At 25.9% G+C, this 12,084-nt stretch carries 17 protein-coding genes; 14 read left to right on the forward strand and 3 right to left on the reverse strand.

Going from position 1 to position 12,084, the window contains the following annotated elements; translation table 4 throughout:
- Positions 1–8: 8 nt before the first annotated feature.
- The 5 genes from MSROBK_RS09295 to MSROBK_RS09315 all read left to right on the forward strand — a co-directional run bounded on the left by MSROBK_RS09295 (position 9) and on the right by MSROBK_RS09315 (position 3,639).
- On the forward strand, positions 9–1,607 hold the full coding sequence (locus MSROBK_RS09295; protein ID WP_040094209.1) for a hypothetical protein: 1,599 nt from the start codon (positions 9–11) through the stop codon (positions 1,605–1,607).
- A gap of 12 nt (positions 1,608–1,619) precedes the next feature.
- Positions 1,620–1,970 (forward strand): hypothetical protein, encoded by a 351-nt coding sequence (locus tag MSROBK_RS09300; RefSeq protein WP_040094211.1) that lies wholly within the window; start codon positions 1,620–1,622, stop codon positions 1,968–1,970.
- Between the two features lie 60 nt (positions 1,971–2,030).
- Complete coding sequence (locus MSROBK_RS09305; protein WP_040093636.1) at positions 2,031–2,306, forward strand: IS3 family transposase; 276 nt, start codon at positions 2,031–2,033, stop codon at positions 2,304–2,306.
- A gap of 32 nt (positions 2,307–2,338) precedes the next feature.
- Entirely contained in the window at positions 2,339–3,139 is an 801-nt protein-coding gene (locus tag MSROBK_RS09310; RefSeq protein WP_242441467.1) for an IS3 family transposase, read from the forward strand.
- 167 nt (positions 3,140–3,306) lie between these two features.
- On the forward strand, positions 3,307–3,639 hold the full coding sequence (locus MSROBK_RS09315; RefSeq protein ID WP_133165078.1) for a hypothetical protein: 333 nt from the start codon (positions 3,307–3,309) through the stop codon (positions 3,637–3,639).
- A gap of 95 nt (positions 3,640–3,734) precedes the next feature.
- Here MSROBK_RS09315 and MSROBK_RS09320 read toward each other — a convergent pair whose 3' ends face one another.
- The gene (locus tag MSROBK_RS09320) at positions 3,735–4,784 is read right to left on the reverse strand and encodes a hypothetical protein (protein ID WP_040094215.1); all 1,050 of its coding nucleotides are present in this window, start codon (positions 4,782–4,784) and stop codon (positions 3,735–3,737) included.
- Between the two features lie 395 nt (positions 4,785–5,179).
- On the opposite strand from MSROBK_RS09320, the gene MSROBK_RS09325 reads away from it, so the two are divergent.
- The 6 genes from MSROBK_RS09325 (at position 5,180) to MSROBK_RS14205 (ending at position 7,871) form a co-directional block, all read left to right on the forward strand.
- Entirely contained in the window at positions 5,180–5,422 is a 243-nt protein-coding gene (locus MSROBK_RS09325) for a hypothetical protein (RefSeq protein ID WP_040094217.1), read from the forward strand.
- Positions 5,409–6,182, forward strand: coding sequence for a ParA family protein (locus MSROBK_RS09330; protein ID WP_040094219.1), 774 nt, complete (start codon positions 5,409–5,411; stop codon positions 6,180–6,182). Before MSROBK_RS09325 ends, MSROBK_RS09330 begins: the two co-directional genes overlap by 14 nt.
- A 2-nt stretch (positions 6,183–6,184) precedes the next feature.
- Positions 6,185–6,451, forward strand: coding sequence for a hypothetical protein (locus tag MSROBK_RS09335; RefSeq protein WP_040094221.1), 267 nt, complete (start codon positions 6,185–6,187; stop codon positions 6,449–6,451).
- Between the two features lie 7 nt (positions 6,452–6,458).
- Positions 6,459–6,614 carry a hypothetical protein gene (locus MSROBK_RS09340; RefSeq protein WP_157944249.1) on the forward strand — a complete coding sequence of 52 codons (156 nt, stop codon included), beginning with the start codon at positions 6,459–6,461 and terminating at the stop codon, positions 6,612–6,614.
- A gap of 421 nt (positions 6,615–7,035) precedes the next feature.
- Positions 7,036–7,488 (forward strand): IS5 family transposase, encoded by a 453-nt coding sequence (locus MSROBK_RS14200; RefSeq protein WP_040092446.1) that lies wholly within the window; start codon positions 7,036–7,038, stop codon positions 7,486–7,488.
- Complete coding sequence (locus MSROBK_RS14205; protein ID WP_242441474.1) at positions 7,473–7,871, forward strand: transposase family protein; 399 nt, start codon at positions 7,473–7,475, stop codon at positions 7,869–7,871. Before MSROBK_RS14200 ends, MSROBK_RS14205 begins: the two co-directional genes overlap by 16 nt.
- A 196-nt stretch (positions 7,872–8,067) precedes the next feature.
- Here the strand turns inward: MSROBK_RS14205 and MSROBK_RS14210 are convergent, their stop codons facing one another.
- A complete protein-coding gene (locus MSROBK_RS14210) occupies positions 8,068–8,466 on the reverse strand; it encodes a transposase family protein (RefSeq protein WP_242441474.1) in 399 nt (132 codons plus the stop codon).
- Entirely contained in the window at positions 8,451–8,903 is a 453-nt protein-coding gene (locus MSROBK_RS14215; protein ID WP_040092446.1) for an IS5 family transposase, read from the reverse strand. Before MSROBK_RS14215 ends, MSROBK_RS14210 begins: the two co-directional genes overlap by 16 nt.
- Before the next feature lie 107 nt (positions 8,904–9,010).
- On the opposite strand from MSROBK_RS14215, the gene MSROBK_RS09355 reads away from it, so the two are divergent.
- The 3 genes from MSROBK_RS09355 (at position 9,011) to uvrB (ending at position 12,067) form a co-directional block, all read left to right on the forward strand.
- Positions 9,011–9,328, forward strand: coding sequence for a hypothetical protein (locus MSROBK_RS09355; protein ID WP_052443548.1), 318 nt, complete (start codon positions 9,011–9,013; stop codon positions 9,326–9,328).
- Between the two features lie 269 nt (positions 9,329–9,597).
- Entirely contained in the window at positions 9,598–10,002 is a 405-nt protein-coding gene (locus tag MSROBK_RS09360; protein ID WP_052443549.1) for a hypothetical protein, read from the forward strand.
- Between the two features lie 103 nt (positions 10,003–10,105).
- Complete coding sequence (uvrB, locus tag MSROBK_RS09365; RefSeq protein ID WP_040094224.1) at positions 10,106–12,067, forward strand: excinuclease ABC subunit UvrB; 1,962 nt, start codon at positions 10,106–10,108, stop codon at positions 12,065–12,067.
- Positions 12,068–12,084: the final 17 nt, after the last annotated feature.

Here is a 12,084-nt window from a genome sequence, read left to right on the forward strand (position 1 = left end):
TGATAGATATGCCAATTGGAACATCTAAAACAGCTCTTATTTATGCTGTTAAAAAAACTCCGACCAGATTGTCTACGCAGCAACAAAAAAAAAGTTTTGGTTTACAATTATTAGAATTTTTAGGAATTCAAGTTTTAGCTCTTGGTTTGTCAGTTTTGACTGGGGGGATTGTTTCGGCTATTGGATTGGGGGCGGGCTTATCTAATTTTGCTGCAGCATTTATCTCATTTGGAGTAGAAACGGCAACCGATTTTGCTGTAAATCAAATATACGATAAATTAACCTCGGAAGTGACAGTAAAAAGTACTGCATTAAATTTGTTACCGGCAATTGGTGGTGTTGGTAAATTAACACGGGCTGCTCGCACAACTAGAATTTTAAAATTAGCCAAAGAAAATAAATTACTTGAAAAATTAGGGTTAATAACTGCCAATAATTTAGAAGATATTGTAAGCCAAGTTACGGGTAAAAAGATTTTATCTGATAAATTAATATTTGATTTTACAAAACAGGCTAATAATGAAACTTTATTATATACAATTGGAAAATTAGCACGAAATGATTTTTATAGAGGTTTTAAAGTTTCTAATTTAGAAACAATTAATAATTTATTAAAAATTGAGAAAAATATTCAAAAAATAAGTCCTAAATTAGTTCAAAAAATACCAAGCGTAAATGAAAAAAATGCTAATAAATGATTGTCTGAATATGGGTTAAATATTAATAAAATAAGCAAAATAAATACTGATGAATGATATAAAATTATGGCCAATCTTCATAAAAAAGGTGTTGGTAAAAACCTACTATTAAATGCTAATTTAATGCGGGGCAGTAAAATATTTAATAATAAATTATTAAATATTTTACATCAAATACCAATTAAATTAAATAAAATTTTAAATCATTTAAACCCAAATTTTTATATTCAAAAAGTAACTAAAAAATTATTAGCCCCAATTGAAAAACAAATAATTGCTATTAAACAAAAAGTAATTAATAAAATTACTGATAAAACTAAAAAAATATTATCTAAATTTGAAACTAAGGCTATTAAAAAAGGCCAATTATTACCTTTTGCCTATGGTTCTGATGTTTTTTTAGCAGTTAAAATTGCTCCTTTATCAGTTGCCGGTGAAGTTGCTTTAACAATATATTATAAAAATACGCAATATGCCCCTATTGTCGTTATGACAACTTTAATCAAAGCAGAACAGTTTGTTTTGGCTTCTGAACCTTTTAAATTCTATATGAACAGTGAATGGTTTATTGGCTGAGGATTTAAAAAAGCAAGTTTATTTAATTTAGTTTCTTTTGCTCCAGTTGCTTATCAACAAATCGTAAAAGATAGTTTTAAAATATATCGAACAATTGCTAAGGTATTAAAATTGCAAGAACAATTTAAAAACAATCTTACTAATAAAGATAAAATGTTAAAAACACTAGAAAACAGTGCGGTTACTAGTTTGTTGGGTGGTGGTTTAGCGTTTCAAACATACAAACAATTCAGAGCAAACCAAGATTTAAACAAAACAATTAAAACAAAAACACTATTAAGTAGTAAAAAGTTTATCTTAAATAAAATCAAATCAAAAAGAAATAAATGATAAGGAGATGGTTGAATGTTAAATGAATTATGACAAAATGTTACTTTGGAAAATTATAATAATTTTATTCCAATGACAGGTAAAATTACTCAAGTTCCTGTTCGTTATAATAAGTTCTTTAAAGGTGATGTCGAATTATGATTTAAAACTTTTGCATTAAGGGCTCAAAATATGATTAATTCTTATTTAAACTATCCTTTTACAAAATTAAAGTTTGAAACATTTAAAGACCCGTTATTGAAGAAAATATTTATTAACATGGTATTTATTGCGGTTGAACACTGAATATTTAATCGTATTCCGATTGAATTCTTTACTTCAGCATCTATGAATGTTGGTGATATTAATTTGGATGGGTTAAGATAAATTGGACAACAATAATGTGGAGTAAGGATTATAATTAAATTAATAAATGGAGGTGTAATTATGGCAAAGAATCATTATACCGATGAATTTAAACAACAAATTGTTAGTCTTTATAAAACAGGTAAAACAGCAAAACAATTGTCCAGTGACTATCGGGTCGGTAAATCAACAGTTTGAAAATGAATTTATGAATTCAATAATTCTGGTTCATTTAAAGCAAAAGATAATCGAAGCCCAGAAGAAAATGAACTAATTCATCTAAGAAAAGAAATTAAACAATTACGAATGGAAAATGATATTTTAAAGCAAGCCACACTGATAATAGGCAAAAAATAGTAATTATTAAAAACAACAAAGAAAAATATGCAATTACTAATTTATGCAAAACACTAAAAGTTCCTAGATCAACGTTTTATTATCAATTGAAATCAAATAATCCTAAATCAAACCATACTATTGATAATGCTGTTATCAGTATTTTCTTAAAAAGTCGTAAAAATTATGGCACAAGAAAAATTAAAGTTATGTTAGCACAACAAAATATTTTATTATCACGAATAAAAATTAGTAAAATAATGCAAAGATATAACTTAATTTCCAATTATACAAAACTTAAATATAAACATCAAAGTAACAAAAACGCTATATACAAATATCATAATTTGTTAAATCAAGAATTTAATAATTATAAACTACATGAAGTTGTTGTCAGTGATTTAACACAAGTTGCTATCAATAGCAAATGATATTATGTGTGCTTTCTAATTGATTTATTTAATCGTGAAGTTATTGGTTATGATGTTAGTTCTCATAAAGATGCCAAATTAGTTGAAAATACTTTTAAAAAGCTTAGTTTTTCTTTAGATAATATTAAAATATTTCATACTGATCAAGGCAGCGAATTTAATAACAATATCATTTACAATCTTTTAGCTAAAAACAATGTTGCAAAATCTTATAGTAAACCAGGCTGTCCTTATGATAATGCTGTTTCTGAATCAACCTATAAAATTTTAAAAACAGAATTAATTAAAAACAGAAAATTTAAAAATATTGAACAATTTAAATTAGAATTATTTGACTATGTTAATTGATACAATAATGTACGAATTCACAGCAAATTAAATTATTTAACACCAATTGAATATAAAAATCTTTACTCTACATAAAATTTGTCCAAAAAACCCTTGCCATTCCAACGCTTCAAAAGGTTTTTATAAAATAGACCAGCATACAAGAAAAAATATTTATTCTCTCTCATAAGGGTAATACTTTTGTTGGGCGTGAACATAAAAAAGCAATTAAGATAAATTGTTATGAACTCCCCCACCAAGACATGTTAATTAAATGACTTGTTGTACAAACCGATATTGTACATTATCAAACAGAGCGAGAGCTCAAAATGGAAAACGGTAATCTCAACGCTTATCCCGATTTAATTATCACCAAAAATGATGATAGTGAAATTTATGTCGAATTTGAGCGAACACAAAAATCACCAAGTCGTTTTAAGAAAAAATTAGACGAACACACTAAATGATTACGCAATGGTGGACAAATCTATTGAATTACGCCAACCCAAACACTAGCTAACTGAATTCAACGCCAAATCAACAAAGATGACTTTAAAACAGAAAATCAAAAAGTCATCATCTGACACACACAATAACTACCGGAGTTGCAATAACTAAACAGCTACGAAATTTTGAAACAACAAAAAATAAAAAGAGCATATTGATATGCTCTTTTTATTTTAAATAATATTTATCAATTAATTGAACTTATTGAAATAGTGTAGTTAACATTTATAGGGTTACCACTATAAAAAGTATTATCATTTGAAGTAATTGTGGCATTATTTGTGTTAGGAATTGTAACTTTTATTTTTGTGATGTCTAATTGTGGATTTAATTCTTTTAATCTATCTTTGATTTGTTGTTCTGCTGGTTTAGACAAATTATTAGTTATAAATTCGCCTAAATTATTATTTGTAATAATTTTATTTAAATTAATATTAGATATGAATTTAACCACTGCTTCACCACTTAAAATATCTTTTCTATTAAAACTTATTTTTGCACTTGTACGCGTGATATTACTAATTTCAAAATCATTTATAACATCTTTTAAATCATCATTTAATTGCTTTAATCTATCTTTGATTTGTTGTTCTGCTGGTTTATCAGTCCCATTAGTCATAATTGATCCTAATTCAAGGTTTTTAAAAACTGATTTTACTGGTCTACTATAATTTATCTTTATTTCACCAGTATAAATATTTTTATCATTTGAAGTAATTATGGCATTATTTATGTTAGGAATTGTAACTTTTATTTTTGTGATGTCTAATTGTGGATTTAATTCTTTTAATCTATCTTTGATTTGTTGTTTATATGAATAATTATCAAAGTTTGAAAAATCAATTTCTCCTAAATTTGTATTTGTAATAATTGTACTTAAATCAATAGATTTATCAACTACAAAATTTATTGTTTTTTGACCACTAAATCCAATTATAATAATTGTTGCACTGTTATTAGTAATATTTATAACATTAATTTTTGTGATATCTAATTGAGGATTTTTATTTTTTAATCTATCTTTGATTTGTTGTGCTGTTGGTTTATTAGCTCCATCAGTTTTTATTACACGTGTATTAACATCTCTTTTATTTCTGTTTGTAATTAAATCTGTTCAATTTAATTCAGATAAATCTTTAATAACATTTTTTTCATAATTACTTGTGGCAATAACTGTTGGCATACTAGTTCCGGCAATTGTTATTATGCTTAATAAGCTTAGTAATTTTTTCATTTTGTTATTTCCTTTCTGAAATTCTGATTATTTTGTTATGTTGCTAAGTTATTATTTGATACAAAATAATATTAACATAAAAATTGATTAGTATTCCTGTGAAATGTTTAAACCAATTTAAATCGAATAATTTAGCCTAGCCCCCTATTTTAAACCCTTATTTTATAAGGGTTTTTCATTGTTTGTTTTGCTATCGTTGTCTGTGCTGCATTGAGTGTTATTTTCATCGGGAAATGGTAATAAAAGATGTTATTAATTAAAATAATTATAAAATATTATTTGTAATATTTGTAATATAAGTAATATTTTATATAAAATGCTTGATTTATTTTGGTTTTATTATAAAATATTACTTGTAATATTTGTAATACTAATATATAAGAAAGGAAAATAAAATGCCAATTTTAGATAAAAAAGATATAGATATTGAAAAAAAACTAAACAAAACTGTTTCTTTTTCTGCTGAAATAAAAAAAGATAAAAGAATTAAGTTAACTCCTATGACTTGTAAAGTTAACTTAATTTTAAAATTTAATGAATTAGCACAAAAAAGAAAATGAAGTAAAACAACTTTAATGAATGAAATTTTAGAAGATTATTTTAATAGATTGGAGAATAGTAAAAATGAAGATGATTAGTTTTTGTAATAAAAAAGGTGGGGTTGGTAAAACAACATTATGCAAAAATGTTGCTTATAAATTAGCAGATGATAATAAAAAAGTTTTATTAATTGATTTAGATACCCAAGCAAGTTTAAGTTATTTATTACAGTATGAAAATATAGATATGTCAAAATCATTGCATAAAATTATTGCGAGTGATTGTGAAATACCTATAAATAAAGTAATTCAACCAACAAAATATAAAAATATTGATATTATTGTTGGCGGTGAAACACTAAGAAAAACACTACCAATTATGCGAGAAATTTATGATAATCATAATTGGTATTTAGTCGGTTTACAAGTTTACAAAAAAAACATAGATATATTTGATAGTTATGATTATGTGTTGATTGATTATCCACCAACAACAGATGATTTAAGTTTAAATTGATTAATATTTAGTGATTTAATAATTGTTCCTACCAATTGTGATAGTACAAGTTTTAAAGGAATATTAGACTTAAATAATAATTTAGAATTAATAATAACTGAATTAAAACGCAACAAACCAATATTAAAAATAGTATTTAATAATATTAGTGATAATGACAATCGTACTAAAATAATGAAATGGTTAAATAAATACGATTTTAGTAAATTATTGTCTAATGTTGAAATTAAAACATCGGAAGTTTTTACTACATCAAATAATGATTTTATAAGTATTTGGGAGAACCCGTATTATTGGCGTCAAAAACAAGCTTATGAAGAACTCATCAAGGAAATCAAATAACAATGAAATTAGATCAAAATATTTGTATTGTTCCACATTGTATAAAAAATAAATTGCTTGTTGAAAGGGGATGTGTTTTTTGTATAGAACATAAAAAAAGGTTTGATGATTTTTTAGTAAGAAATCCGGTTTCAAGTGAAATTGATTATTTTTTAAAAAAAGATAAGGAATTTCGCAATGAATTTTGAACTGATACGGTTAATTATTTTTTTGTTGAAGAAGAACATGAATACCATAGAAAAAATAAAAAACAGAAGAAATGAAAGTAGACAAAATATGATGAAAAAAGTAGAGAATAAAGATACTAAAAATCATAATTTAATGATTGTGGATGTTGATTTACAAAAGTGTTTGAATTGTAGTTTTACAGTTCAAAAAGTTGATGATGAGTGATTTACGATTAATACGGGCAATAAAAACTGTGGTAAATAACAAAATTATGTTATAGTTTGTTTACCGAGATATTTTTTATCTTTGGTACCTAGCCCAATGTATCAAATATCAAATACTCTTTTCTTGTAATAAAAAAACACTATCTTTAATTAAAGATGGTATGGAATGGCAAGGGTTTTTTGGACAAATTTTATGTAGAGTAAAGATTTTTATATTCAATTGGTGTTAAATAATTTAATTTGCTGTGAATTCGTACATTAGACTTCTTGCATTACTTGTTAAAAAATTGCAAATATTTGTAAAAAAGATACTAATAGAAAAATATAATTTTAATTAATTATGTTTTTTATTTAAAAATTTAATATTTTTCCACAACGAAAAATTAATTTATTAGACTTCTTGCGATACCCTTTTTTATTAAAATATTATTATAAAATATAATTTATGAGGACATAAAAATATGAACAATAATAAATTTAATACTCTTAATGATAGAGAATGGTTAAGATTAACAGGAATAAAAAAATCCACTTTTAATAAAATGTTAGATATTTTAAAAGTTGCTGAAATAGAAAAATTTAAAAAAGGTGGTAAAACTAATAAATTATCATTAGAAAATAGATTATTGATGACTTTATTATATTGACGAGAATATCAGACTTATTTTCATCTTGGTAAAAGTTTTGATATTAGTGAGGCTAATTGCTATCGTAATATTAAGTGAATTGAAGATATTTTAATTAAAAACTCTGATTTTCAACAACTTGCTGGTAAAAAAGCACTAATAAATGATTATTTTAATGATAAAACTATTATTATTGATGCTACCGAAACTCCAATCCAACGCCCAAAAAAAGACAAAAACAATCTTATTCTGGTAAAAAGAAAAAACACACGATCAAAACACAAGTAATTATCGAACAAGAAACCAAAAAAATTATTGCAACAAGTTTTTCGCTCGGAAAAAAACATGATTATGCTTTATTTAAAGAATCAAAAATCCCAATTTTAAAAAATACCAAATTAATAGTTGATAGTGGTTATCAAGGAATACAAAAAAATCACAATAATGTTCTAATACCTACAAAGAAAACAAAGAAAAACCCTTTAAACAAAGAACAAAAGCAATATAATAGACTAGTTTCAAAAATGAGAATTATTATTGAAAATATTTTTGCTATTCTTAAAAAATTTAAAATTATTACAGAAAAATATCGTAATCGAAGAAAAAGATTTGGTTTAAGATTTAATTTAATTGCCTCAATTTATAATTTACAATTATTATATTTAACATAAAATATTTATTTAAAATTAAATAATTTAAATAATAAATTAATTTTTCGTTGTGGAAAAATATTAAATTTTTAAATAAAAAACATAATTAATTAAAATTATATTTTTCTATTAGTATCTTTTTTACAAATATTTGCAATTTTTTAACAAGTAATGCAAGAAGTCTATTATTTAAATTATTTAATTTTAAATAAATATTTTATGTTAAATATAATAATTGTAAATTATAAATTGAGGCAATTAAATTAAATCTTAAACCAAATCTTTTTCTTCGATTACGATATTTTTCTGTAATAATTTTAAATTTTTTAAGAATAGCAAAAATATTTTCAATAATAATTCTCATTTTTGAAACTAGTCTATTATATTGCTTTTGTTCTTTGTTTAAAGGGTTTTTCTTTGTTTTCTTTGTAGGTATTAGAACATTATTGTGATTTTTTTGTATTCCTTGATAACCACTATCAACTATTAATTTGGTATTTTTTAAAATTGGGATTTTTGATTCTTTAAATAAAGCATAATCATGTTTTTTTCCGAGCGAAAAACTTGTTGCAATAATTTTTTTGGTTTCTTGTTCGATAATTACTTGTGTTTTGATCTTGTGTTTTTTCTTTTTACCAGAATAAGATTGTTTTTGTCTTTTTTTGGGCGTTGGATTGGAGTTTCGGTAGCATCAATAATAATAGTTTTATCATTAAAATAATCATTTATTAGTGCTTTTTTACCAGCAAGTTGTTGAAAATCAGAGTTTTTAATTAAAATATCTTCAATTCACTTAATATTACGATAACAATTAGCCTCACTAATATCAAAACTTTTACCAAGATGAAAATAAGTCTGATATTCTCGTCAATATAATAAAGTCATCAATAATCTATTTTCTAATGATAATTTATTAGTTTTACCACCTTTTTTAAATTTTTCTATTTCAGCAACTTTTAAAATATCTAACATTTTATTAAAAGTGGATTTTTTTATTCCTGTTAATCTTAACCATTCTCTATCATTAAGAGTATTAAATTTATTATTGTTCATATTTTTATGTCCTCATAAATTATATTTTATAATAATATTTTAATAAAAAGGGGTATCGCAAGAAGTCTAATGTATAAAAAAGCAAAAGTTAGTCCTGCTGCAAAAAAATGTTGATGGGTTACTACCAAATTAGTGGCAAAGCAAAAATTCATGAGTATGGTTATTCAATGTTACCTAATTTAAGTGCTGTTGATTTTGGGTGACTTAAAAAAGATTTTTTCACAGCCAATGATAGTGAAGCAGATATTACAAAAGTTGTTATTGCTGAATTAGATAAAGAAAGTAACATTAAAATTGATCCTGCTGAAGTTGAATTAGTTGTTAAAACAAGACCAAGTGGTGGAACTGCCGGTGGGAAATTAGTGGTTGGAACTTACGAACTTACTTTGGAAGCAAAAAAAACGCTAAAACAATTCAGGGATTAGGTAATTTTAAAGTTGATGTTGTTGATAAAGCTAACTTTAAGTTTAATTTAGAAACAATTCCAACAAAATATTTTTCAGTTGATTTAACTGTTGGTAACAAGGTTAGCGATTTAAAAGCAGCGGTTAAAAATTATGTTGAATCATTTGTTGCTCCAGCAGTTGATAAAACCGAAATTGAATATACTGTTGAAAATGAAACTGATGATACAAAAGCATTAACAGTAAAACCATATAAAGTTATTGTGTCAGCAAAAAGCGCGGCTACAACAGTGGATAAAAAATTAGAAATTATAGTTGGAGTTTTAAATAAACCAGTTGTTGACTTAGACTTAACAAAGTTTTCAAATAAAATTCCAGCACCATCATTTTTAAATAGTAATTATAAAGAAGATGACTTAGAAACAGCAGTTAAAGCAGCGGTTTTAAAATGAATGCCACGAGAATATCGCAATGGTGTTACTTTGAATACAACAATTGATGCACGACCAGCTGGTGGTAGTGCTGGTGGTAATTTAGTTGAAGGAAAGTATGCTGTAACAATCACGCCAATTGGTGGTAAAGTTACAGGAACTTATAAAATGAATATTCAAGTTATGAAATTTACAACTAATGAAACAATTGATATTTATTGAGCAGGAGTTGATATTCCAGTTGCCAACATTACGAATGGATAAAAAGTAAAATTAATTTTACTTTTTTTATTTTTAAAATATTTAAAGCGAAGATTGATATAATTAAAGTAGAATAAAAAGAGAGCAGTATAAGGGGAGTGTCATAATGTTTAAACTAATCGCTAATTATTTGCCAGCTGGTGACCAACCATTAGCAATTGAACAATTAACAACAAATTTACTTGCGAGTAAAAAACATCAAGTTTTACTGGGAGCGACTGGGACTGGAAAAACCTTTACGATGGCAAATGTTATTGAAAATTATCAAAAACCAACATTAGTAATGGCTCATAACAAAACATTGGCAATGCAATTATATGTTGAATTAAAAGAAATGTTTCCGGAAAATCGGGTGGAATATTTTGTTTCAAACTTTGACTTTTATCAACCAGAAGCATATGTTCCTAGCAATGATTTATATGTTGACAAGGATGCTCGTCAAAATATGGAATTAGATATGATGCGTCTAAGTGCTTTTAATGCTTTAACAACGCGTAAGGATGTAATTGTTGTTGCTTCGGTTGCTGCAATTTATGGGGCCCAAGATCCCAACGAATATAAAAAATCTTTTTTTCAAGTTGATCGTAACCAGAAAATTAGTAAAAAAGCGTTAGCAAATTTTTTAGTATCTTCAGGATATGTCCGAAATGATATTGAATTAATTCCAGGTAGTTTCAGTGCAAAAGGAGATGTCATTAAAATTGTTCCGGGATGAAATATTAAAACTTTTATTCGGATTGATTTATTTGGTGATGAGATTGAAGGCTTAGCATATATTGATGGGTTAACTGGTGATGTAACACAACGGTTATCAACATTAACAATTTTCCCGGCACAAGATTATATTACTTCACCAGAACGATTAGCAGAAGCAATCAAACGGATTGAAGCAGAATTAAAAGTTCGCCTAGCAGAATTAGAACAGGAAGGAAAAATTGTTGAAACACAACGATTAAAACAACGGACAGAATATGATTTAGATTCGTTACGAGAAAGTGGAATTTGTTCTGGGATTGAAAATTACTCACGGCATTTAGATTTACGAAGTGAAGGAGAAGCTCCATATACTTTAATTGATTTTTTTGGTGATGATTTTTTAACAATTATTGATGAATCACATATGTCATTACCCCAAATTCGGGCAATGTATAATACTGATCGCAGTCGGAAAGAAACACTAGTTAATTATGGGTTTCGATTAAAAAGTGCGCTAGATAATCGCCCGCTAAATTTTGATGAATTTAATCAAAAATTAAAGAATGTTATTTATGTTTCGGCAACACCAAGTGATTATGAATTAGCATTAGTTAATCAAAAAGTAGTTGAACAAATTATTCGACCAACTGGTTTATTAGACCCAACTGTTGAGGTAAAAGGAACAGTTGGGCAAATCGATGATATTATTGCCCAAGTTAAAAGTCGCCGTGAAAAAAATGAACGGGTATTTATTACAACTTTAACAATTCGAATGTCAGAAGATTTAACAAGTTATTTACAAGAACAAAATGTTAAAGTTGCTTATTTACATAGTGAATTAAAAACATTGGAACGGAGTCAAATTTTATTAGACTTACGAAAGGGTGTTTATGATTGTATTGTTGGTGTTAACTTGATTCGGGAAGGAATTGATATCCCAGAAGTATCACTAATTTGTATTTTAGATGCTGATAAACAAGGTTTCTTACGTAATGAACGTAGTTTAATTCAAACAATTGGACGCGCAGCACGAAATGCTAGTGGGCATGTTATTTTATATGCAGATAATGTTTCTGATGCAATGGAAAAAGCAATGGCAGAAACAGCGCGTCGTCGTCGAATTCAAGACGAGTATAATCAAAAATATCATATTACACCAACGACAATTATTAAAAGCATTCGTGATTATACTAATATTAAACGTCAGGATGATAAATTACAAAAAATTAAAAATAAAAAATCAAAAGAATATAAAACAACAAAAGAAGCATTGCTTCACGATTTGCGAAAAGAAATGTATGAAGCCAGTGAGAAACTTGACTTTGAACGAGCAGCAGAATTACGCGATATTATTATTGAAATTGAGGCATAATAAAAATTTGTGATAGT

Origin of the sequence: Spiroplasma poulsonii (assembly GCF_009866525.1) — a bacterium.
Taxonomy (GTDB): Bacteria; Bacillota_I; Bacilli_A; order Mycoplasmatales; family Mycoplasmataceae; genus Spiroplasma; species Spiroplasma poulsonii.